Origin of the sequence: Bacillus sp. PAMC28748 (genome assembly GCF_014250415.1) — a bacterium.
Classification (GTDB): domain Bacteria; phylum Bacillota; class Bacilli; order Bacillales; family Bacillaceae; genus Bacillus; species Bacillus licheniformis.
Map to the genome: position 1 here is coordinate 2,355,865 of NZ_CP060192.1, position 23,098 is coordinate 2,378,962.

The 23,098-nt window shown below is 46.4% G+C and carries 23 protein-coding genes and 1 pseudogene; 15 read left to right on the forward strand and 9 right to left on the reverse strand.

What is annotated here, in order from left to right:
• Positions 1-16 precede the first annotated feature (16 nt).
• Positions 17-1,006, forward strand: a complete 990-nt coding sequence (gene lplJ / locus H7F26_RS12025) for a lipoate--protein ligase (protein WP_003180306.1) — start codon at positions 17-19, stop codon at positions 1,004-1,006.
• Between the two features lie 162 nt (positions 1,007-1,168).
• Positions 1,169-2,710: a fatty acid--CoA ligase family protein gene (locus H7F26_RS12030; RefSeq protein ID WP_011197723.1), complete on the forward strand. Its 1,542-nt coding sequence runs from the start codon at positions 1,169-1,171 to the stop codon at positions 2,708-2,710.
• Here H7F26_RS12030 and H7F26_RS12035 read toward each other — a convergent pair.
• The gene (locus H7F26_RS12035) at positions 2,681-3,148 is read right to left on the reverse strand and encodes a YhfM domain-containing protein (RefSeq protein WP_016886150.1); all 468 of its coding nucleotides are present in this window, start codon (positions 3,146-3,148) and stop codon (positions 2,681-2,683) included. The genes H7F26_RS12030 and H7F26_RS12035 overlap by 30 nt on opposite strands.
• Positions 3,149-3,254: 106 nt before the next feature.
• Between H7F26_RS12035 and H7F26_RS12040 the strand changes: the two genes are divergently transcribed.
• The 4 genes from H7F26_RS12040 to H7F26_RS12055 all read left to right on the forward strand — a co-directional run bounded on the left by H7F26_RS12040 (position 3,255) and on the right by H7F26_RS12055 (position 6,167).
• Entirely contained in the window at positions 3,255-3,806 is a 552-nt protein-coding gene (locus H7F26_RS12040) for a helix-turn-helix domain-containing protein (RefSeq protein WP_017474237.1), read from the forward strand.
• A gap of 12 nt (positions 3,807-3,818) precedes the next feature.
• Positions 3,819-4,535, forward strand: coding sequence for an AzlC family ABC transporter permease (locus H7F26_RS12045; protein ID WP_011197726.1), 717 nt, complete (start codon positions 3,819-3,821; stop codon positions 4,533-4,535).
• Positions 4,528-4,839: an AzlD domain-containing protein gene (locus H7F26_RS12050; RefSeq protein ID WP_003180315.1), complete on the forward strand. Its 312-nt coding sequence runs from the start codon at positions 4,528-4,530 to the stop codon at positions 4,837-4,839. Before H7F26_RS12045 ends, H7F26_RS12050 begins: the two co-directional genes overlap by 8 nt.
• Positions 4,840-4,910: 71 nt before the next feature.
• Entirely contained in the window at positions 4,911-6,167 is a 1,257-nt protein-coding gene (locus H7F26_RS12055; RefSeq protein WP_017474236.1) for a M48 family metallopeptidase, read from the forward strand.
• A 57-nt stretch (positions 6,168-6,224) separates the two neighbouring features.
• On the opposite strand, the gene H7F26_RS12060 is transcribed toward H7F26_RS12055, so the two are convergent.
• On the reverse strand, positions 6,225-7,361 hold the full coding sequence (locus H7F26_RS12060; RefSeq protein WP_026080796.1) for a S8 family peptidase: 1,137 nt from the start codon (positions 7,359-7,361) through the stop codon (positions 6,225-6,227).
• Between the two features lie 383 nt (positions 7,362-7,744).
• On the opposite strand from H7F26_RS12060, the gene H7F26_RS12065 reads away from it, so the two are divergent.
• The 4 genes from H7F26_RS12065 to H7F26_RS12080 all read left to right on the forward strand — a co-directional run bounded on the left by H7F26_RS12065 (position 7,745) and on the right by H7F26_RS12080 (position 11,868).
• Positions 7,745-8,674, forward strand: a complete 930-nt coding sequence (locus H7F26_RS12065; protein ID WP_011197729.1) for a DMT family transporter — start codon at positions 7,745-7,747, stop codon at positions 8,672-8,674.
• A gap of 107 nt (positions 8,675-8,781) precedes the next feature.
• Positions 8,782-9,759: an ABC transporter substrate-binding protein gene (locus H7F26_RS12070; protein WP_003180341.1), complete on the forward strand. Its 978-nt coding sequence runs from the start codon at positions 8,782-8,784 to the stop codon at positions 9,757-9,759.
• 82 nt (positions 9,760-9,841) lie between these two features.
• Complete coding sequence (locus H7F26_RS12075) at positions 9,842-10,840, forward strand: FecCD family ABC transporter permease (protein ID WP_003180342.1); 999 nt, start codon at positions 9,842-9,844, stop codon at positions 10,838-10,840.
• Positions 10,840-11,868, forward strand: a complete 1,029-nt coding sequence (locus tag H7F26_RS12080; RefSeq protein ID WP_003180345.1) for a FecCD family ABC transporter permease — start codon at positions 10,840-10,842, stop codon at positions 11,866-11,868. Before H7F26_RS12075 ends, H7F26_RS12080 begins: the two co-directional genes overlap by 1 nt.
• Before the next feature lie 12 nt (positions 11,869-11,880).
• Here the strand turns inward: H7F26_RS12080 and H7F26_RS12085 are convergent, their stop codons facing one another.
• The 4 genes and pseudogenes from H7F26_RS12085 to H7F26_RS12095 all read right to left on the reverse strand — a co-directional run bounded on the left by H7F26_RS12085 (position 11,881) and on the right by H7F26_RS12095 (position 15,687).
• Positions 11,881-12,453, reverse strand: a complete 573-nt coding sequence (locus H7F26_RS12085) for a histidine phosphatase family protein (RefSeq protein WP_003180347.1) — start codon at positions 12,451-12,453, stop codon at positions 11,881-11,883.
• A 284-nt stretch (positions 12,454-12,737) separates the two neighbouring features.
• A complete protein-coding gene (locus H7F26_RS22245; RefSeq protein WP_370539003.1) occupies positions 12,738-13,244 on the reverse strand; it encodes a methyl-accepting chemotaxis protein in 507 nt (168 codons plus the stop codon).
• 300 nt (positions 13,245-13,544) lie between these two features.
• Positions 13,545-13,916, reverse strand: a pseudogene (locus tag H7F26_RS22250) (protoglobin family protein); the annotation flags it as partial.
• A 220-nt stretch (positions 13,917-14,136) separates the two neighbouring features.
• On the reverse strand, positions 14,137-15,687 hold the full coding sequence (locus H7F26_RS12095; protein ID WP_044051823.1) for an FAD-dependent oxidoreductase: 1,551 nt from the start codon (positions 15,685-15,687) through the stop codon (positions 14,137-14,139).
• Between the two features lie 119 nt (positions 15,688-15,806).
• Here H7F26_RS12095 and H7F26_RS12100 point away from each other — a divergent pair, with 119 nt between their 5' ends.
• The gene (locus H7F26_RS12100) at positions 15,807-16,664 is read left to right on the forward strand and encodes an SDR family oxidoreductase (protein WP_003180352.1); all 858 of its coding nucleotides are present in this window, start codon (positions 15,807-15,809) and stop codon (positions 16,662-16,664) included.
• A 65-nt stretch (positions 16,665-16,729) separates the two neighbouring features.
• On the opposite strand, the gene H7F26_RS12105 is transcribed toward H7F26_RS12100, so the two are convergent.
• Entirely contained in the window at positions 16,730-16,963 is a 234-nt protein-coding gene (locus H7F26_RS12105) for an IDEAL domain-containing protein (RefSeq protein WP_003180353.1), read from the reverse strand.
• Positions 16,964-17,235: 272 nt separating this feature from the next.
• On the opposite strand from H7F26_RS12105, the gene H7F26_RS12110 reads away from it, so the two are divergent.
• Positions 17,236-17,814: a competence protein ComK gene (locus H7F26_RS12110; RefSeq protein ID WP_003180354.1), complete on the forward strand. Its 579-nt coding sequence runs from the start codon at positions 17,236-17,238 to the stop codon at positions 17,812-17,814.
• Here H7F26_RS12110 and H7F26_RS12115 read toward each other — a convergent pair.
• Complete coding sequence (locus tag H7F26_RS12115) at positions 17,808-18,173, reverse strand: YhjD family protein (RefSeq protein ID WP_003180357.1); 366 nt, start codon at positions 18,171-18,173, stop codon at positions 17,808-17,810. The genes H7F26_RS12110 and H7F26_RS12115 overlap by 7 nt on opposite strands.
• Positions 18,174-18,381: 208 nt before the next feature.
• On the opposite strand from H7F26_RS12115, the gene H7F26_RS12120 reads away from it, so the two are divergent.
• Entirely contained in the window at positions 18,382-18,993 is a 612-nt protein-coding gene (locus H7F26_RS12120) for a TVP38/TMEM64 family protein (protein ID WP_003180359.1), read from the forward strand.
• Between the two features lie 12 nt (positions 18,994-19,005).
• Entirely contained in the window at positions 19,006-19,524 is a 519-nt protein-coding gene (gene lepB / locus H7F26_RS12125; RefSeq protein WP_003180360.1) for a signal peptidase I, read from the forward strand.
• Between the two features lie 154 nt (positions 19,525-19,678).
• Here lepB and H7F26_RS12130 read toward each other — a convergent pair whose 3' ends face one another.
• On the reverse strand, positions 19,679-21,454 hold the full coding sequence (locus H7F26_RS12130) for a S8 family peptidase (protein ID WP_003180361.1): 1,776 nt from the start codon (positions 21,452-21,454) through the stop codon (positions 19,679-19,681).
• 374 nt (positions 21,455-21,828) lie between these two features.
• Here H7F26_RS12130 and H7F26_RS12135 point away from each other — a divergent pair, with 374 nt between their 5' ends.
• On the forward strand, positions 21,829-23,070 hold the full coding sequence (locus tag H7F26_RS12135; RefSeq protein ID WP_003180363.1) for an MFS transporter: 1,242 nt from the start codon (positions 21,829-21,831) through the stop codon (positions 23,068-23,070).
• Positions 23,071-23,098 lie beyond the last annotated feature (28 nt).

Genomic DNA, 23,098 nt, shown 5'->3' on the forward strand with positions numbered 1-23,098 from the left:
GGAGGAACTGACAAACATGCTGTTTATCGATAATCAAAATATTACAGATCCGAGGATCAACTTGGCGATTGAGGAGTACTGCTTAAAGCATCTCGATCCTGAAGAGACGTATCTGCTGTTTTATATCAACCAGCCGTCGATCATCATCGGCAAAAATCAAAATACGATCGAGGAAATCAACACAAAATATGTAGATGAAAACGGGATCATTGTCGTCCGCAGGCTGTCAGGCGGCGGAGCTGTCTACCATGATCTCGGGAACTTGAACTTCAGTTTTATTACGAAGGACGACGGCAACAGCTTCCACAACTTCAAGAAGTTTACTGAGCCCGTTGTGGCCGCTTTAAAACGGCTTGGCGTCGATGCGGAGCTGAGCGGCCGAAACGATTTGATGGCAAACGGCCGGAAAATCTCGGGAAACGCCCAGTTTTCAACGAAAGGAAGAATGTTCAGCCACGGCACGCTGTTGTTCGATTCTGAGATTGAACATGTCGTATCGGCTTTAAAAGTGAAAAAAGATAAAATCGAATCAAAAGGCATTAAATCGATCAGGAGCCGTGTGGCCAATATTAGCGAGTTTCTCGATCAGAAGATGACGACAGTGGAATTCCGAAGCATGCTTCTCCGCTATATTTTTGATACCGAAGGGGAAATACCGGAGTATAAGCTGACTGAAAAAGACTGGAAAATCATTAATCAAATTTCAAAGGAACGCTATCAAAACTGGGATTGGAACTATGGGAAGTCTCCGAAATTCAATCTGCAGCATTCTAAACGATTTCAAGCTGGATCGGTCGACATCCGCCTCGAAGTGCAAAAAGGCGTGATCCGCGAGTGCAAAATATTCGGTGACTTTTTCGGAGTCGGAGATGTCAGCGACATCGAAGAGAAGCTGACAGGCGTGCAGTATGAAAGAAAAGCGATTGAAGAAGCTCTTCAAGGCGTGGACATTAAGCATTACTTCGGCAATATTCAAAAAGAAGAATTTTTGGATCTTGTCTACTAATAGAGAGGCTGCGGTTTCCGCGGCCCCTTTTTTAACATGAGAGGAATGGAAGATATTTCCCGGCAGCCCTTGAGTGTTTTCTGTTCATTTACTATAATGGGAATAGATTTTGATTATCACAAAATGAATGGTCATTCATTCATTTTTTAAAGGGGTGGGAGAATGAATTTAGTTTCAAAATTAGGGGAAACAGCTCAATCAAAGCCTGACAGAACCGCTTATATTTTTGGAGAGCAAACGGAAACATACGGGGGATTGCAGCAGAAAATTGATTGCTTTGCCGAAGGGCTGCGCGAAATCGGGGTGGAAAAGGGAGATCATGTCGCTTTGCTACTCGGCAATACACCGCATTTTGTGATTGCGTTTTACGGCGCGCTGAAGGCCGGGGCTGTCGTCATACCGATCAATCCGGCCTATACGCCGACTGAGATCGGCTATATGCTGACAAATGGCGATGCAAAAGTGATCGTGGCTCTGGGACAGCTGCTTCCGCTTTACGAAAAGGTGCATGAATCCCTTCCGAAAGTCGGCTGCGTCGTGCTTTGCGAAACTGGAGAGCCGCTTCAGGAACCGGAAAACACAGAGGTTAAGATGAAATTGAAATCGTTTACAAGCATTATGAAACCTCCTGTCCGGCCGTTTCCTGAAATCGATGACGAAGATACGGCCGCCATCCTCTATACGTCAGGCACCACGGGAAGACCAAAAGGGGCGATGCTCACACATCAAAATCTATTTTCGAATGCAAATGATACAGCCCGCTATCTGACAATGAATGAATCTGACCTTGTCGTCGCCGCCCTGCCGATGTTCCACGTTTTTTGTTTAACGGTCTGCATGAATGCACCGCTCATGAACGGCGCAGCGATTTTGATCGTGCCGAAATTCAGTCCCGCCGAGGTTTTCAAGCTGATTAAAAAGCATCAGGCGACGATCTTCTCAGGCGTTCCGACAATGTACAATTACCTGTACCAGTATGAAGGAGCGGATGAAACAGGCTTTCGGTCCATCAGGCTTTGCATCTCAGGCGGAGCGGCCATGCCTGTCGCTCTCCTGAAAAGCTTTGAAGAAAGGTTCGGCGTCCTCGTTTTAGAAGGCTACGGCTTGTCGGAGGCTTCTCCTGTTACATGCTTTAACCCGTTCAGCACCGGCCGCAAGCCAGGATCGATCGGCACGAACATTCTCAATGTGAAAAACAAAGTCGTCAATGAACTCGGGGAAGAGCTGCCTGCCGGCCAAGTCGGCGAGCTGATCGTTAAAGGGCCTAATGTCATGAAAGGGTACTACAAAATGCCGGATGAGACGGCCCATACGATAAAAGACGGATGGCTGTATACAGGTGATTTGGCAAAACGGGATGAAGACGGTTATTTTTATATCGTCGACAGAAAAAAAGATATGATTATCGTCGGCGGCTATAATGTCTATCCGAGGGAAATCGAAGAGGTGCTCTACCTCCATCCAAAAATCGCAGAAGCGGTGGTGATCGGAGTGCCCGATCCGAATACGGGAGAAGCCGTTCATTGCTATGTCGTTCCGAAGGATAAAACGCTGACAGAGGAGGATGTCTTGTCGCACTGCAAAAAGCATCTTGCCAAATACAAGCGCCCGTCGGCGATCGTTTTCATGGATGAAATTCCGAAAAACTCGACCGGCAAAATTTTAAGGCGCGCTTTAAAAGACATTCTGACAAACAAATCTTGACCCGCTAAAAGGGACGCCTGCCGCGTCCCTTTTTTGCAATTCTCCTAGGAGGGCGTCTTTTTCCCTTTGTTGGAGAACGAAATATGTGCCTTCCTCTTCTTTCAGGATGACGGCTTCATCTTTCTTCAGCCAGACGGTGAAGTGAACGCGATGTGTGCCGGTCATGCTGATGTATCCGTGATACGCCGGAGAAGGCAGGTGATGCGCTGTCTTTTTCTTCATTCTTTTCCCTTTATTAAATGTATCAAGCAGGACGGCTATGTTGTGCCTGTCTTTGATGCTGACCGTTTTTTCACTGTCTCCCGCCTGCTTCAAGATGATTTCTTCTGCATTTCTTGAGTCGAAAGGCTCCGCCATCAAGTGGAATACATAAAAGACAGTGATGGATAAAATGCCGAAAAAAAGTGCGATCCCCATTATTTTTTTCAGAATGATCACCCCAGGCTATCTATTTTCTCCCTTTAAAGCCTTTTCATCCTGAGAAATTATGCTATAATGTTCAATAAATTATACGAATGTTTAATTTATTATAAGGGGGCGGAAGATGAATTCGATTGAAAAACAAGTGGCAGAAAACATTAAGAGGCTGCGAAAAATCCGCAATTACAGCCTTGATCAATTGTCATCGATGACCGGCGTCAGCAAAGGCATGCTCGCGCAAATTGAAAAAGGCTCTTCAAGTCCGACAATCACAACCTTGTGGAAGATCGCAAACGGGCTGCAAGTATCATTTACTTCTTTGGCAGAAAGGCCTGCCGGGGAGCCGACGGTCGTCAGAAAGCACGAGAAAACGCCTGTTATGGCCGGAGAAGAAAAATACGCGGCATTTCCGCATTTTCCGTTCGACCAGAAAAAGAAGTTTGAAATCTTTTATATTGAACTTGCGCCCGGCTGTGTGCACGAATCAGAGCCTCACCACGGAGGGATTGAAGAGTACGTGCTCGTCTCTAGAGGAGCGATCGCGGTGACGGCGTGTGATTACACCTGCAGCCTGAACGAAGGCGATGCGATGCATTTCACCGCAAACACCGTGCATACGTACAAAAACAACACGGAACAAACGGCATCATGCTATACACTCATTTATTATCCGTAAAGAGGTGTCAAGATGGAAAAGCAGGATTCACTCAACTTTCTAGACGGGCTTCGTTCAGGGGTTTCCCTTGCCGTCGGCTACATCCCGGTCGCCTTGACATTCGGGCTTTTGGCAAAAACAACGGGGCTGTCGCTTTTTGAAACGTTTTTGATGAGCGCCCTTGTTTTCGGAGGAGCGTCCCAGTATATGTCTCTGAGCATGCTTGCCGTTCAGACAGGAATCATCGAAATCGTCATGACGACGTTCATTGTGAACATCAGACATTTTTTATTTTCAGCGACTTTGAATCAATTGGTAGAAAAAGATTCGCCTTGGAAAAAAGCGTTTTACTCATTTTTCGCGGTGACAGATGAATCGTTTGCCGTCGCTGCTTTAAGAAAGGAAAAGCTGACGACCGGGTACATGATCGGCCTCGGCTCGATCGGCTATGTAAGCTGGGTTTTTTGGAGTGCGGCCGGGCATTTTGCAGGAGCCGCCATGCCGGCTGTTCTTCAGGAAAGCATGAGCATCGCCCTTTATGCCATGTTTATCGGATTGTTGGTGCCGCCTTTGAAAAAACAGCGCAAAGTCCTGCTGCTGGCGGGAGCTGCCGCGCTATTCAATACGGTTTTCCAAATGAACGGAATGTTGTCGGCAGGATGGTCGATCGTCTGCGCTACGCTTTTATCCGCCATCCTGATCGAATGGCTGTACCAATTTAGAACAGAGGGGAAGAGAAACTATGTTTAGTCCGATCATCTGGATGATTATCGGCATGGCTGCCGTTACATATGTGCCGCGGATGTTGCCCCTCATTGCTTTTGAAAGCCTGAAGCTTCCCGGATTTTTGGAGCGCGTGCTGAAAAATGTGCCGTACGCCGTTTTAGGAGCTCTCATTTTTCCTGGAATTTTTTCGGTGCAAAGCGGTATGCTCTATGGACTTGCCGGCGCTCTTATCGCATTTTTATTTTCCTATTTTGGAGCAAGCGTCATAGTCGTCGTGATGGGGACGATTTTGACGCTCGCAGGGGCCGGCCTCTTGCTCTCATTGTAAGGCTTGGTTCTAACTTTCACAGGAAAAGCTTACAATAGAAGTAACTGCTATGTGAGAGGAAGTGATTCGCCATGCGGAAATGGATCGCGGGAGCCGTTCTCCTGTATGTGCTGTACGGCCTTTTTTTCTATTGGTATCTCTTTATGGCCGGTGAACCCTCCGTTCCCGAGGCGCTGAAAGGGACAAGCGCAGACCCGGCGACATTTATGAACGAAAGGGAACTCATGCTGACGGAAGAGTACTCGAAAATAAAGGACTTTCTGTTTTTTATCCGGATTCCGTTTGAGTGGTTCTTATTTTTAATATTGTTGATTGCCGGTTTATCGAAGAAAATGAAGAATTGGGCGGAGCAGACGTCAAAGCGGAGAACGATTCAAATAACGGCATATGTTTTTGCTTTGTTTCTGATCGTCACGATCGTTTCTTTGCCGCTTGACTGGATCAGCTATCAATATTCGCTTGACTACGGCATATCAACACAGACAACCGCGAGCTGGATCAAAGACCAGGTGATCGACTTCTGGATCAGCTTTCCGATAACGGCTGCGGCGGTGATCGTCTTTTACTTTTTGATCAAAAAGCATGAAAAACGCTGGTGGTTTTATGCCTGGTGCCTGACGGTTCCGGTTACGCTGTTTTTATTTTTCCTTCAGCCGGTTGTCATCGATCCTTTATACAATGACTTTTATCCGCTGAAAAATAAAGATCTCGAACAAAGCATTCTGAAGCTGGCCGATCAGGCAGATATTCCTGCGAATCACGTCTATGAAGTGAACATGTCTGAAAAAACGAATGCGTTAAATGCTTATGTGACAGGGATCGGCGCCAATAAAAGGATTGTGCTCTGGGATACCACGCTGAACAAGCTGGATGAGCCGGAAATTTTATTCATTATGGCGCACGAAATGGGGCACTATGTGATGAAGCATGTTTACATAGGACTCGGCGGGTACCTGCTTTTATCCCTTGCCGTCTTTTATGTGATCGACAAGCTGTACAAGCGGATCATCGGCCGCTATGGAAAAAGCCTTCATATTGCAGGAAAATCCGATCTTGCCGCACTCCCGCTTCTCCTGATGCTGATGGGGGTCATCTCTTTCGCGTCTTCTCCATTTACAAACGCAGTTTCGAGGCATCAGGAAAAAGCCGCTGACCAGTATGCGATTGAACTGACGAACAACAGCGATGCAGCGGTTGCGACTTTTCAAGAGCTCTCAAAAGCCGGGTTGAGCGAGGCGAACCCGCCGTTTCTCGTCAAGATTTTTAAATACGGCCATCCGACCATAATGGAACGGATTCAAAATATTGAACAGTCTTCAACTGAATGAAGAAAAAGCTAGTGCTAAAAACACTAGCTTTTTCTATATGCCATTTGTTAGAATATGTTATTGAGCGGCAGCTTCGACATTGATCAGACCTTTTCCATAGTAGAAGGAGCTTCCCAAATAAGTCGCCGTACTGGAGAGACGGTTGCGGACTTGTGAAGCTGAAAGGTTCGGATGTTTTGACAAGATCAAAGCTGCTGCTCCCGCTACATGAGGAGAAGCCATTGACGTTCCGTTCAATGTTGCATAAGTGCTGGTTGGGTAAGTGCTGTACACGCCTGCGCCAGGAGCCATGACTTCAAGCTCTGCTCCGACGCTGGAAAATGAAGCTCTGTTGCTGTTAGAGTCTACCGCGCCAACTGCGATGACAGAGTCGTATTTCGCAGGATAGCCGATTGTATTCGTGTTTCCTGAAGATCCGCTGTTCCCAGCAGCCGCCACAACGACAACCCCTCTTGCATATGCATTGTCAACCGCCTGTTTCATCGCTGTTGAGCCTGATGGTCCTCCAAGGCTCATGTTGATAACATCCATGCCGTTTGTCGTCGCCCACTCGATTCCGCTTACAATGCCGCTGTAAGATCCGCTTCCGCTTGAATTCAGCACTTTAACCGCGTACAAGGATACGTTCGGCGCAACGCCTAATACACCCGTTGTATTGTCAAGCGCAGCTACTGTACCGGCAACATGCGTGCCGTGTCCGTTGCCGTCGGTGTTATAAGCTTCGCCAGCTACGAAGCTTGCTCCGCCGACTACGTTCAAGTCCGGATGAGAAGCTTGGATTCCTGTATCCAGGACGGCGACTTTTACGTTCGCTCCCTTGTAGCCTTGAGCCTGCACTTTGTCCGCTTTAATGAGAGGAATGCCGTAAGGAACGGTTTGCGCCAAAGCATGAGCTACGTGATCCTCTTCCACATAAGCGACATCCGGATCATTTTTGACTTCCTCAAGCGCTTCTTTGTCTAGCTTCGCTTTTGCCGCGTTGATGATTCTAAACTGCTTGTCCACTTTTCCGCCGCTCTCTTTGATGATGTCCTTTTTGACGGATGCGGTTTTCACTCCCGACTTAAATCCGACAATATAATCCTTTTCAACATTTTTCGCCGGCTGAGCAGCAGACGCGGAATCGCTGAAGGCCATCGTGAACACGAGCATTAAGGCCGTCAGCATCCCAAGCCAAAAACTCTTTTTCCTCATCATTACTCACTCTCCTCCGTTTTATTCAGAATAATTGAAATAGAAGAATAATATACTCTATTCTAATTATTCTGTTAATTTATTATAGAAAAAAAATGAATTATATGGTAGACCCATTTTTTTGAACGGCCAATTTAAATTTATTGGTTATTAATAACTGTTTTAGAAAAATATTCGGTTCGAAAGTATGAATAGACCGCTTCAACCTGGCAGGGAAAGAGGTCCCGGGGTCCGTGAATGACAGGAGATTGCTTCGTCTGATTCATTTTATGAAAATACTATTCATTTATTTTATGAGATAATTTTTTGCCGAAGGAGGTTGCGGCCTAGTCGATCATCTATTAAAATATGCAATATATCGCATACAGAAACGGGTGTAAGATATGAAATCAGCTCATGTGAAAGGCGTATTGATGGTGCTGGCAGGGGCTTCGTTGTGGGGATTATCGGGGAGCGCTGCACAGTTTGTATTTGAAAGGGGAGCGGCTGATGCCGGCTCGCTTGTCTCCGTCAGGCTTCTGGCGTCAGGCGTCATTCTCTTGCTATATGTTTCAATGAAAAACGGATTTCAACATGTGTGTCAGATATGGAAGAAAAAAACAGATATTTGTTCGATTTTGGTATTTTCCATTTTTGGAATGCTGGCCGTCCAATATACATTTTTTGCCTCAATCGAAAAGGGAAATGCCGCTGCTGCTGCAATTCTTCAATATTTGGCGCCTTTTTTCGTATTGTTTTACCTATATGTTAAAAAAGAACTTCCGCCTAAGTGGAAAGATGCCGTGCTTACTTTATTGGCGCTTTCCGGCGTGTTTCTTCTTTTGACAGGCGGAAGACCGGACAGTTTGTATATTCCGGCCGAGGCCGCCGTTTGGGGCGTTTTGTCCGGTGGTGCGCTTGCTTTCTATACGGTTTTTGCAGGAGGTTTAATTCAATCGTTCGGTGCCTTGACGGTTACGGGATGGGGAATGCTCGTCGGAGGGGCCGGTTTTTCTTTTTTGTTTCCGCCGTTTCGGTTTAACCTTTCGCACATTGGGGCAGGAGAGGCGGCAGCCATTCTGTTTGTTGTATTGTGCGGCACAGCTTTGGCGTTTGCACTATACATTGGCAGTCTCTCTTATCTTTCCGCAAAAGAAACGAGCTGTCTGAGCTGCGCCGAACCGCTTGCGGCCGTTCTGTCGTCGGCGCTCTGGCTGGGTGTGCCCTTCAATGCCTTTCAAGGAGCCGGTACGGTGATGGTGATCATTACGGTCATCATCCTTTCCCTCAGCAGAGAAAGAAAAGCAGCAGATTCTGTCAATGAAAGGGTGTAGAAAGGAGAGGGAGGCTCCTTTCTTTTTTAAAATGATAATGATTATCATTGTCATTGATGGAGGGAGTTGCTATAATAAGCTCGTCTACTACAAAAAAGGAGATATATATGAAGCACAAATATTTTGCTATTTTATTTTTATTGATGATATCAGTGATGACGGCCTGCTCTGGAGGAAGCGAGAGCACGAAAACTTCCGGTCAGGATTCCGTGACAGTTAAGCATGATCTTGGAGAAACGAAAGTGCGGAATAAACCGAAAAAAGTTGTGGTTCTTGAATTGGGATTTATTGATGCGCTCCTTGATGCGGGTATTAAGCCTGTCGGAATTGCGGACGACGGCAAACCTAAGTTTATTAACGAGAAGGTCAGGGGAAAAATCAAAGGGTATACTTCAGTCGGTTCGCGCGCCCAGCCAAGCTTTGAAAAAATTGCTTCTTTAAAGCCCGATTTAATTATTGCCGATTCGAGCAGGCACAGCGGCGTCTATGATAAGCTGTCGAAAATTGCGCCGACAATCGCGCTCAAAAACTTGAATGCCGATTATCAGGACACGCTTGATGCATCTCTTACGATTGCGAAAGCCGTCGGCAAAGAAAGCGCAATGGAGAAAAAATTGGCTGAACATAAACAAAAGCTGGATGAATTGAAACAGAAATTCGGCAGCCGGAAACAGAGCATTCTTCTGCTCGGGAACACAAATGAAGAAATCACCGTGCGCGATGAAAACTTTTTCACGTCTCAGCTTCTGACGAAAATCGGCTATACATACGGTGTCGGAGACAGCGGCAAAGGCGATGCCGAAAACGGTGAATCCGTCAATATTAAAATGACGCTCGAACAGCTGCTTGAGAAAGATCCCGACGTTATTGTCCTGATGACGGGAGAAAAAGATAAAGTCGATGAAGACGGGAAAAGACCGATCGAAAAAGATCCTCTTTGGAAAAAGCTCAGCGCAGTCAAAAACGGCAAGGTTTATGAAGCCGACAGATTCGCCTGGTCGCTCCGACGCAGCATTGACGGAGCAGATGAGCTGATGGATGAAATCGATCAGCATCTTCTGTCTGAGGATCAAAAGAAATCTTAGGAGCCTGCCGGCTTGTTGGACGGGATGACGCATGCTTTTGTAAAAAAGCATGCGCTTGTTTTTTCTAAAGGAGTGACCTGTTTTGATATATATGAAACGTTTTGCACCGCTCATTTTTGTTTTTCTTTTGCTTGCGAGTTTTGCGCTTTCTGTTTCAATCGGTTCGTCAATGATTGCACTGTCCGATATTTGGGCGGCTGTTTTTGCGTACGACGGTTCAAAATTGCACGCGATTATTCAGTCCATCCGAATTCCGCGCGCATTGACCGCCGCATTAATCGGCGCGAATCTAGGGGCTGCGGGCGCGCTGATGCAGGCGGTGACAAGAAATGCGCTCGCATCTCCGAGCATCTTCGGAATCAATGCAGGGGCCTCGCTTGCTGTCGTATGTTTGACGGTGATGTTTCCTGCGCTTGCAGCTCCCCAGACAGCGATGGGAGCCGCATTTGCCGGCGGTGCAGCGGCCGCGCTGATCGTGTACGCGGTTGCCTCAGTATTCAGCGAACATGACAGGGATATCAGCTTTGCCTTGATTGGCGTTGTCATTCAGGCGATTCTTGCTTCGATGACGCAAATGCTGCTTATCTTTCATGAAGAGTCGACGGAAACGCTATTGTTTTGGCTTTCCGGTTCTTTAGCGGGGAGCTCATGGGATAAGCTTCATTTATTGGTTCCGGTGAGCATTGCGGGTTTGTTGACGGCTTTGGCCTTAGGGAGGGCGGCTTCCGTCATGAGTCTCGGAGATGAAGTTTCTCATGGGCTGGGACAAAAAGTATGGCTCAGCAGATTGCTAATCGCCTTCACTGTTGTCGCATTGGCGGGAGTGTCCGTTTCCGCCGCCGGTCCGATTGGTTTCATCGGTTTGATGGTTCCTCATATGATCCGGTATCTCATCGGTGCTGACTACCGGGCGGTGATTCCGTATTCGGCATTGCTTGGAGCCGTTCTTTTGCTGTTTGCCGATATTTTGTCCCGCTTTGTCTATTTTCCGTACCAAACGCCTGTCGGAGTTGTCACGGCAATGATTGGGACGCCGTTTTTTATCTATTTGGCGAGAAGACGGAAAAAGGGGGCGGCATAATGAACAATCCGGCAAGAAAGACGAAAAGGCGGCGCGGACAATCGGCGGTTGTTCTCTGTGCGCTATTCGCCTGTTTGTTTGTGCTCATTGTACTCAATTTGGCGATCGGCGATGAAAACATCGGACTGTGGGACGTATTGAAATCGCTGGCAGGACAAGGCGATGCGGGAGTCCGCTTTTTGGTGATGGAATTTCGAATGCCGCGAATCCTCCTCGCTGTGCTTGCCGGAGGGGCGCTTTCGATCGCGGGTGTAGTCGCTCAATTTCTGATGAAAAATCCGCTGGCCGCCCCTGACACGCTTGGGATTACAGGAGGAGCGGGATTGGGCGCTGTGATCGTTACGGTCTTGTTTTCACAGCAAAGTCCGCTTCTGCTGACAGGCGCCGCCTTTTCAGGAAGCGTTTTAGCTGCGATCCTCGTCTATTTATTGGCTTATCGAAATGGGATCTCTCCTGTGCGGCTGGCTCTTGTCGGGATAGCGGTCAATGCTTTCTGCCATTCGGGCATTCAGCTGTTAATCTCAAGGGGGAGCCCGAATGTCAACAGCGCATTAATTTGGCTGAACGGAAGTCTGTGGGGAAGAGGCTGGCAGGATGTATTGCCTCTTTTCATATGGTGCTGTCTGGTGATTCCTCCGATATGGCTTGCGGCAAAACCGCTCGATATCATCAAATCAGGGGACGGGATTGCCGTCGGCCTCGGCATCCGGCTTGAAAGAACAAGGTTTCTGCTGCTTGCCGGTGCGGTTTTGCTGACAGCTGCTGCTGTGACCGCTGTGGGAACGATCGGTTTTATCGGGCTGATGGCGCCTCATATCGCAAGAAAGCTCGCAGGGGCTGAAACGAAGATCTTGATTCCCGTTGCAGCTCTCGTCGGCGGCATCGTCCTTTTGATAGCCGATGCCGCCGGAAGAGGTCTTGTTCCGCCGCTTGAAATACCGGCCGGATTGATCGCAGCCGTTATCGGCGGGCCGTATTTTATCTATTTGCTGCGCCGCGAAGAACATAAAAAAAGACGGCATGCTTGATGCCGTCTTTTTTTAATCTGACAAATGGTGTGAAAGGTTGTAATCCTTCACATGCCATTTATTTTCATGAAATTTGATGTTGCTTAGGCAGGCATTGACGAGCTTCGTGTTTTCCAGGTTGATGTCGCCGTTTGAGATTTTTGACAGAAGCGCGTGTATCGCGGCTCCGTGTGCGACGATCAGCACTTTTTTGTCCGGATACCGCTCACTGACCTTTTGAACGCCGGCCATCAGCCGTTCGGCAAGCGCTTCTTTTGATTCCTGATTCGGATATTCTTTATCAGGATAGAGCCTCATTCTTTCTTCGAATGGCATTCCTTCTGCATCTCCGTAATTCCTCTCGATGAAATCCTCCATTTCGATGATTTCAAGTCCGAGGTATTGATTGATGATTTCAGCGGTTTCTTTCGCTCTTCTTAAAGGGCTTGTAATGATGACGTCCCAGTCGGACCCTTTCAAAAACGCCCCGGTTTCTTTTGCTTGTTTTTTACCGGTTTCATTTAAAGGGATATCTGTTCTTCCCTGCAGTTTTCCTAAAGCATTCCAGTCCGTCTCGCCGTGCCGGATCAAACAAATCGCAGTCATGCTAAAAGTCTCCTTTCGAACTTGGGGTGCGCATTTTCGGTGATATGGCCATTATACTAAATTTAAAAAACGGAACCACGAAATATGACTGGCACCGAACAACATTTACATGATTTTTTCAAACAGGCTGTGCCGATTCTGCTGTTTTTTCGATCACGTCTGCAATCGTTGTCGAGCGTTGCCGTGATGGCTGTGAATATATATCTTTGCTTGCACGGCAGACTTCTCAAAGTATGGATGTGAAAAAATACACAGGTCATGATTGACCTGTGTACGGTAACGCCTCATTTTTTTGTCAGCTCTACGAGAGAATCGACTGAAACTGCGACTTGTGATACGGCGGCATTGACATCTTGAAGGCCGCTTAAAAACGACTGCAGGTCGCCTTCGATTCGGCCGCTTTGCTCTTTGCTCGTTTTCATATTGGAGACGATATCATCGAATAGGCGATTGATCTCCGACATCTTGTCTTTGCTTTCGTTCACAAGCTGATTTACATCTGTAATATGCTTCGTGACGATCGAGATTTGAGCGTTTGTGTTATTGACGAGCTCTGATACGGTGGAGACGGTTTTTTTCGTATCATCGGACAGCTTTCTGACTTCGTTTGCGACAACTGCGAAACCTTTGCCGTGCTCTCCTGCCCTTGCCGATTCGATCGAGGCGTTGAGCGAAAGCAAATTCGTCTGTTCGGCAATGCCTGTTACGATGCCGAATATCTTTTCGATCTGCAGCGCGATTTCTTCCAGCTTTTTAATTTCCTGCTCGATTTGCGTCATGCTGCTTCCCATTTGATTCAGCTGCTGTTCCTGTTCCTCAAGCTCCTTTTTTCCGCCGATCGATTTTTGTTCGACAGAAACGGCTGTCTTCGTTCCGGCTCTTGACGTTTCGGCGATCTCGGAAGATTTGTCGACCAATTCCTGTACGGCGCCCGTCGTTTCGGCAAATATAGCGGCCAAAGAACCGGAAGTATCTTTAATTTGCCTGTGAAGTTCATTTTTGCTTTCTTCATCAAGTCTGCGGAGCCTCGCGTGTTCGTCTTCAAAGGCCTCCAGGACGATCTGCTGTTCGATGTTGAGAATTTTGGTGACGGCTTTGACAGACCGCCTGTATTCCTCATCGGATAAGGCGTTTTCAAAGATCTTCAGCATTGAAAGAAGGAGATCTTGAAATGCCCCCAGATACCACTTTGGCAACAGTCCGATGCGAAGATGAACGTGGGCGATCCGGATTCTTTTTTCTAAAAAGGCTTCGTCGATGACGCCTGAAAACATTTCCTGGATGTGGATCGTCAATGTCTTTTTGAGACGGTCGACCGAGCTGTTGTCATGGATGATCTCCATGAGAGAGCTTTCATGCTCAAGATTTTGATAAAATCGGGTGACGATGGTTTCAATATGTTCAGTGACTAAGGGCTTCAGCCTGCTCAGCACCCAAAGATCCTCATCCGTCAAATCGACCATTGCCAGCTGTTTTTTAAATTCTGCGTGCTGATTGAGCCTGATTCTTTTTGTTTGGTCAGGGCTTTCCCCAGCAAAAAATGATCGTTCTGTCTTTCTATCCTTTTTGAATAACACGATCGTATCCCCCTGTAATCATTAATGATAAAACTGCCGTTTTTTTGAAATTTCCAGCATTTATCTTTTTATCGGCAATTTTTCATTACTTTTTAACTTGTACATCTCAGCTTTCTGGATCTTTAAGAGGTTCTACGGCAGGGCCCTCAATGACATCGCCGTCGATCGAAAACCTTGAGCCGTGGCACGGACAGTCCCATGTCTTTTCTCCATCATTCCACTCGACTTCACAGCCCATATGGGTGCATGTTGTGTCAACCAGATGAAGCTCGCCTTTTTCATCGCGATAAGCGCCCGCCCGTTTCCCGGCATGCGACACGACCGCGCCTTCTCCGTTGACAAGGTCTTCCGGCTTCCTGATCGGCTGCTCGAGTTTTCCTTCGGCAAAGTGTTTTGCAACATCCGCGTTGTAGGAAATCGCTTTTTTGATGCTTGGATCCGGGTGGAAACGGGCCGGCTGAAAGACGGCTTGATAAGGATTGTCTTCACCCGCGATATGATCTGTCATCAGCTGCGCGGCGAGGGTGCTCGTTGTCATGCCCCATTTCCGATATCCGGTGGCGACGAGAATGCGCTTTTCTTTCGGATAGATCGGCCCGATATACGGAATTTTGTCAAGCGTGATTAAATCTTGCGCTGACCAGCGGTAAGGGATCGATTCGATGCCGAGCACGCCTTCCGCAAATGATTCAAGCGCCTGATAATGCTTGATTGTATCTTCTCCCTGGCCGGTTTTGTGGCTTTCACCGCCGACAAGAACCATTTTTTCTCCGTCGATCGTCACCGAGCGAAGCGAGCGTGAAGGCTGGTCTATACTTAAGTACATGCCGCCTGGATACGGCGTTTTCGGCTTGACGGCGAGCACGTATGACCGGCTCGGCTCAAGCCTTGCAAAATAGAATCCTTTTTTATCATGAAATGGAAAGTGCGTGCAGCACGTGACATAATCGCTGAAGATTTGATGTCCGCTTCTTGTCAGCACTTTTGGCCGGTCGCCTTCTTTGATTTCCTTAGACGCCGTGTTTTCGTATATTTTTCCGCCGGCTTCCCGGACGGCCTCTGCAAGGTATTTCAAATAGTGCAGCGGATGAAACTGGGCCTGGTTTTTCATGACGAGTCCTGCTTTTACATCAATTGGGACGGGGAGATCTTTGATGAATTCCCTGTCAATCCCGAGCTTTTGGTATGCTTCATATTCCTTTCTGAGTTTTTGGACCGATTGTTCTTCAGTTGTGTAAATGCACGCGTCCTGTTCTTCAAAATCGCACGGTATCTTTTGCTCAAGCACGAGGTTTTTGATAAAGGACAGCGCCTTGAGATTTGCTTCATAATACAGCCTCGCATTCGGCATTCCGATATGCCCGATCAGTTCGTCATAGATCAGATCGTGCTGCGCGGTGATTTTGGCTGTCGTATAGCCGGTTGTTCCGTCGAGTATCCGTCCGGATTCGATCAAGACGACGCTGTAGCCTTTTTTCGTCAGCAAATAAGCCGTCGTCAGTCCGGTCATGCCGCCGCCGATGATGGCGACATCTGTTTTGACATCTTCAGACAGTTCCTCGAACGAAGGAAGGTCTGTACTGTTTCTCCAATACGATTCAGGCGAGTCCGGCAGTTTTTGTTCTTGATTGCTCACAAAGTTCCCTCCATCATGCATCCGTTTTGTTCTTAAATTTTCCCAATTGAGAAATATTCATGCATCTGAATCGGCTTGTCATAAAAAAGGGGCGTTTTCATAAAATAGTAAGGTTGAATCGATGTGAAGGAGGAATGGTTTTGAGCAAGCAGCCGAAGAAAGTACTGCCTCCCCAGCACCAAACACAGCGTCCCGGATTGGAGTATTTGATGGATCCCCGGCCCGTTTTCGACCGGCCGAAACGAGAGCGAAAACTGGCTGGGAAAACCGCGATTATTACGGGAGGAGACAGCGGAATCGGCCGTGCCGTGTCCGTTTTGTTTGCGAAGGAAGGCGCGAACGTTGTCATCGTTTACTTAAATGAACACCGCGATGCAGAAGAAACAAAGGGGTATGTGGAAAAAGAAGGCGTCGGATGCAAGCTGATTGCAGGGGACATCGGGGACGAGGCTTTTTGCAACGATGTGGTGCGCCGGGCAAAGGAAGCATTCCCAACGATCGATATTCTCGTCAATAATGCGGCTGAACAGCATCCGCAAAAGGGAATCGAAAAAATCACGAGCCATCAGCTGATCCGAACGTTTCAGACGAATATTTTTTCCATGTTTTATTTGACAAAAGCTGTGCTGCCGCATTTGAAAAAAGGCAGCTCAATCATCAATACGACCTCGATTACGGCTTATGCCGGCAATGAAAGGCTGATCGATTATTCTTCGACGAAAGGAGCGATTACATCATTTACGCGTTCGCTCGCTTTGTCGCTTGTCGATCAGGGCATTCGTGTGAACGGTGTGGCACCGGGGCCGATTTGGACGCCGCTTATACCGTCGACGTTTACTGAGAGAGAGGTCGAAATATTCGGTTCAACAACGCCGATGGAACGGCCGGGACAGCCTGCTGAAGTGGCGCCGAGCTATCTGTTTCTAGCCAGCGACGATTCTTCCTACATGACGGGCCAGGTGCTCCATGTCAACGGCGGAACGATTATTAACGGATAAAAGGCCGGACTATTTAAAAAGCCGGCTTTTTTCGCATAAGAAAGCCAATCCCTTGGGATTGGCCGTTATGCGTGCTTTTTCAGCGCTGTATATTCTCTTGAAAGCTCAAGGAAAGATTGCTTATCTCCTTTGTCTAATGCTTCATTAATCTTCTTGCTCAGCGTGTGCAAACGCCGTTTAAAAAGCGATTCATCAAGGACCATTTGAATGTAGATATCCGTGATGGTTACATCAAGTTCTTTCACCTTTTGGGTATTGCGGGACTTCATGAGCTCAGCGTACGACTTTTTCTCTTTCATAAAGATTCCCCCTGATGCCTTTTTTATAGTATATGGATTACACAATAAAAAATCAATAAGTATTTATAATTTTTAGAAAATTATTCGGAGATGCGTGTTTATGAGAATAAAAGTTTGTATATTTGGACAAAGAAACACGGATTTAATCGAACAAAACATAAAAATGGCATTTTAAAAACATATTTTCAAATTAATTGGAAAAAATCCTGTCGTTTTGTAAAGGATAATGTTAGATTAATAGTATAAATTTACTAACGATTAGGAGGATCAAAATGAGCACAGAGGATATGACAAAGGATACGTATGAAGTAAACAGTTCGACAATGGCTGTCCTGCCTCTGGGAGAGGGGGAGAAACCCGCCTCAAAAATACTTGAGACCGACAGGACTTTCCGCGTCAATATGAAGCCGTTTCAAATTATCGAAAGAAGCTGCCGCTATTTCGGATCGAGCTATGCGGGAAGAAAAGCGGGCACATATGAAGTCATTAAAGTTTCCCATAAACCGCCGATCATGGTGGATCACTCAAACAACATTTTTCTTTTCCCCACATTTTCCTCAACTCGTCCTCAGTGCGGGTGGCTTTCCCATGCGCATGTTCACGAGTTTTGCGCGGCAAAGTATGACAACACGTTTGTCACGTTTGTCAACGGGGAAACGCTGGAGCTGCCCGTATCCATCTCATCTTTCGAAAACCAGGTTTACCGAACGGCATGGCTGAGAACAAAATTTATCGACAGGATTGAAGGAAACCCCATGCAGAAGAAACAGGAATTTATGCTCTATCCGAAAGAAGACCGGAATCAGCTGATATACGAATTCATCCTCAGGGAGCTGAAAAAGCGCTATTGATCTGGAGCGGCTTTGAATAAATAGTGCTCAAGAAGCGCGGATACCTGGTTGCGGATGCGGGGATTAAAGTAGTTATGCTCTTCTTCGTAACCCTCATATATAAAGGAATACATCGTAAAGGCTTCGTCCCGCGACACTTCATGCACCTTGATTTTCCGGCGGCGCAGTTCATTTTTTACGTCGTACAGGTCGCGCTGGGCAAGCTTTAACGCCTGTTCGATCAGATGCAGATAGGGGTCTTTCAGCTTAAACGGCCCCTGCTGGATGATTTTCATGTCCCGGTTTAATATGCTGACGGTCATCGGGAGGTAAATCGCCTTTTCAATCATATCCCTGGCTTCGGCGGGAATTCTTGTCATGGCTTTTCTCCTCATTTCTTTTTTTGTTCAGGAACATTTGTTCTGTTTTTATTTTACACGAAATACGGCCTTTTAATCAAGAACGGGAAAAAATGACTAAAATGATCAGGTTGTTTCAGACTAATACAGAAAACAACCGAGACGGATGATTTAAAGTTTTTGATTTAAAGTGTAGAATAGAAGTAGACAACCGCCCTGAGGAGAATCAATGTTGGAGCAATTATTCAGCTATTTTACAGAAGAGAATTTAACAGAGTTTTTTCAGAGCTACAGGGCTTTTGGTCCTTTTGTAGCCGTACTGCTGCCGTTTATTGAAGCGCTGCTCCCGTTTTTGCCCCTGCTCGTGTTTGTTGTTGCCAATGTAAATTCGTTCGGTTTATGGCAGGGGTTTTTGTTGACGTGGGTCGGGGCATCTTTAGGTTCTATAGCGGTTTTTCTTTTTATCCGCCATTTCGGCCAGCAAAAAGCACTCGGTTTTATCCGCAGGCATCCATCCGTAAAAAAACTGATGATCTGGGTGGAAAAACGGGGCTTCGGTCCGCTGTTTCTCCTGCTTTGCTTTCCATTCACGCCTTCGGCGGCGGTAAATGTTGTGGCAGGACTTTCGCGAGTCAGCCTGCTGCCTTTTTCATTGGCGGTGCTTTGCGGCAAGTTCGTGATGATTTTTATGGTGAGCTTTGTCGGCCATGATCTGAAGGCGCTTTTTACCCAGCCTTTGCGGACAGCCGCCGTGATCATCGTCATGCTGATCTTATGGTACGCCGGAAAACGGGTTGAACATCGTCTGAACGTGAGATTCAGCCAGAGAGAGAAAGACTAGGGGGACACAGAATTGAAAAAGCGTTTTTTGGTCATAGCCGGGGTACTGCTTGTCATCGTCGTCGGGATTCAGGTCAAAAATGCCGTTTTCATTGAATATAAAGTAGAAGGCGTCAGCATGAATCCGACCTTTCAGGAGGGCAACGAGCTTTTGATCAACAGGTTCGCCCACCGCTTTAAAACGATCAGCCGATTTGACATCGTGCTGTTTAAAGGACCTGACAAAGATATATTCATTAAAAGGGTGATCGGGCTTCCGGGCGAAACCCTCAGGTATGAAGATGATCAGCTGTATATCAACGAAGAAAAGATCAAAGAGCCTTATCTGGACGACTTAAAGGCCGTCACCGCCGGAGGGGACTTGACAGGGGATTTTACACTGCAGGAAGTGACCGGAGAGGAGAAGGTGCCTGAAAACGAGTACTTCGTCCTCGGGGACAACCGGATCCACAGCTTTGACAGCCGCCATTTCGGCTTTGTTTCAGAACGGGACATCGTCGGGATTGTGACGGAAAGAATTGATAAGAAGTGATTGGAGAGTACGGGGGAGAGTAAGCGGCCGACCAAGGAATACGATTACGCAAATGACGAGCCCGAAATGTCAATTAGTACAACAGCATCAATAATGACGCATTTGCTAAATATGAAAATTAAAAGGCCCGGATGATTCCGGGCTTTTTTCCGTACTACTTCAGCTTAATGGCATTGATCCGTTTTTGCAGCTTCGTTTTTTCGGCGGATGCTTTCAGCTTGCCTACTGCTGATTGCGCTGCTGATTTTGTTTTTTTCGTTCTCTTTTGTTCGGCCGTTTTGACTTTGGCCTTTGCTGCAGAAACTTTTTTATTATAGGCTGCAGCTGCTTGCTTTTTCGCGGTGTTCAGCCTTTTTTGCAGATTTGATTTGTCTTTTCCGGCGGGAAGCTCATTGATCGCTTTTTGCGCTTTGCCGAGGTTTGAGTCTGTTGCCGCTTTTTCAGCTTTGGCAACGGCCTGCTTTGCGGTCTTCAAGAGGCTTGAACGGACCGCGTTGATCCGTTTTTGCAAATTCGTTTTGAAAGTGCCGCTGTCGAGTTCGTTGACCGCTTTTTGGGCGGAGTCGGCATTGGTTTTCTTTTTTTGCTTCTCAGCGAGTTTCACTTTGCTTTCGGCTGTTTTTTTAAGCTGCTCTTTAACAGTATTGAGTCTCTTTTTCAAAGCGGTTTTATCTGCGTCTGCAGGGAGCGGTTCGATCGCTTTTTGTGCGGTTTGAATGTCCGCTTTTTTCTTTGTCTTTTCCGCTTGTCCGACGGCTTTTTGCGCTTTTTCCAATGGCTGTGTGACCTCTTTGAAGCGGATTAATCCGTAGCCGAACAAATGATCACGGCCGGGAGCGCCCAAATCGCTTGTATAAAACTGCATTTTCTTGCGCAGCTCAGCATTTGAAGCGGTTGGGTACAGCTGTTTCAAAAGTGCAAACATGCCGGTGACGTGCGGCGTTGCCTGTGAAGTGCCGCTTCCGATTGCATAGCCGCGATCGGAAGATGTACTGATAATCGATGTGCCGGGAGCGGAAAACTCGACGGCGCTGCCGGTGTTGGAAAATGAGGCGATCTGATTTTTTTCATTGGTTGCCGAGACGGCAATGACGCTGCTGTAGGCGGCCGGGTAATAAACGGATTTTCCGTTTCCGGCATTTCCGCTCGCTCCGACTAAAATGATTCCCCGTTTGTATGCTTTATCTACTGCATCGTGGAGAACTTGACTGTCGCCTGAAACGACGAGGCTCATATTGATGATATCGATTCCGTGCTGGATCGACCAATCGATGCCTTGTAAGATACCTTTCAGATCCCCCGCACCATTCCGGTCCAGCGCTTTTACGGCATACAGCTGCGCGCCGGGCGCGATGCCGTCGATCCCCCGTCCGTTATGCTTCGCTCCGATGATTCCGGCAACATGGGTTCCGTGGCCATTATCGTCACGGTATGAAGCGGTATAGCCGACCATCGATGCACCGCCGGCGATCGACAGCTCCTCATGGGGGGAAATCCCGCTGTCAATAACCGCGATCTTCACCTGTTTTCCGGTCAAACCTTTATTCCAAGCCAGTGCGGCTTGAATCAGCTTGATGTTCCACTGTGAAAACGCGGAGGCGTTTTGCGCTGTGCTGCTGGAGAAAGCTTTTAGAGCGGTGCTGTCGGCAGCAGCTACCGGGAGGTTGTCTTCGACATACAGGACGTCGGGATCGTGTTCAAGTTCGCGCACTGTTTTGTCGTCCGCAGTGACAGCGGCTGCGGGAATGTGCCGGTAAACGTGTTCTACCGTGTCTGCCTGTTCGATGACGGTTTCTTTTCCGCTGGTATTTTTATATACAACAATGACCTCGTTTTCCTGCTTATTGCTTTCCGCTTGAATGCGGGGTGAATTTGCGAAAAAACCGACGAACATTGCAGCCGAAACCGCGATTTTCCATAACTTTTTCATCCGGCTCTCCTCCTTTTTTAGCGGCGTTCGCTATATATATCGGAGGATTTTTGAATTTTCAAAGAGAAAGAAAGCTTATCTTAAGGTCGCTTGTCATGCACCTTTAGTTTTTAAAACGTTAAAAACACTGTTATATCAACATTTGTGAAGCTTCCTGTTTATTCGGGAAGTTAAATTGAGTACTCCAAGTTAGTTTTAAAAAAGAGTCATAAGGCCAGCTTCTATCGATGAATCATTTTTAAGCGACGCCTTTTGTCTAAAATGTATAATGTTACTTTTGTTTTTGTTGAAAGTGAACAATGTTATTGACTGGCTTACAACCTACAATTTAATTAAATAAAAAATAGATTAAAAGAAGGGAGCGTTCTCATACCGTGGAAAAAACAATTAAACATGACCCCAATTATTACAAAAAGATAATTATTGCATTGTGTTTAGGGTGGGTCGCTATTTGGATTTATCGTACAATACTTACGCCAATATATCCGCAGATTCAAGAATCATTAGGGAATATTAGTGACACGCAAATAGGGTTGGTTGCTTCTATTTATTTCTTTGCATATACGGGTATGCAAATTCCATCAGGAGCACTTGTCGATAAATTTGGACAAAAAAAGGTGTTAATTCCTGCATTTATCGTTTTTGCGCTGGCTACATTTGTGATTGGCACAAGTTCAACTATCATGCAAGTATACATTGGTTCGTTATTGGCTGGTATTTCGACTGGTTCATATTACGGTGCAGCCTTTTCCTTATCAGCTAAACATACGCCAAAAGATAAAAAAAGCTTTTCCAATGCGATTATAAATAGCGGTTCAGCATTAGGGATGGTAATTGGACTAATCGGATCATCGGTTTTAGTAGGCGGTTTTGAAATTCAATGGAATTATATGCTTTTTATAACAGCTATCGTTATCGTAGCTGTAACATTTGTGTTTGTGCTGTTTATTAAACAAGATAAAACATCAGATAAGGAAGTGGCTGAAGAGAAGAAAGACACTGTACAAAGCACAGATATTCAAAATGAAAGCTTATTTTCTCCAAGACAATTAGTTGTATATTTTGTATATTTTGCAACATGCTATGGCTATTATATGATTGTAACTTGGTTGCCGTCCTTTCTTGTAGCAGAAAAAGGATTTGCTCAAGGTTCAGTAGGATATGTAGCTGCACTAGTTGCGGTCACTGCAGTGCCTGGTGCTTTGATATTTACTAAATATATAGACAAAAATGCACATTTGCGTCTGCGTTTAATTTTATTTTTATTAATTGCAGCAGCAGTAACAATTAGTTTGACAGTGTTTGCACCAAATCCTGCAGTACTGTATATTGCGTTAATTTTATATGGCTTATTAGGTAAACTTGCGATTGATCCAGTTTTAATAACCTATGTATCTGATTCCGTATCAGGAGACAGAGTTGCCAGAGCATTAACTCTCTTTAACTTCTTTGGAATGAGTTCATCTGTTATTGCACCAACACTTACTGGTTATATTGGTGATGTAACCGGCTCGCGAGTATTAGCATTCTATATTGCAACCATTCTTCTTGCAGCAGCAGCGTTGCTATTTTTCCTTGTGGTTATGTTAAGACAGAATAAAACAGCAGCTAACTAAGAGAACTTCCAGTGGTGCTCCTTTGTAT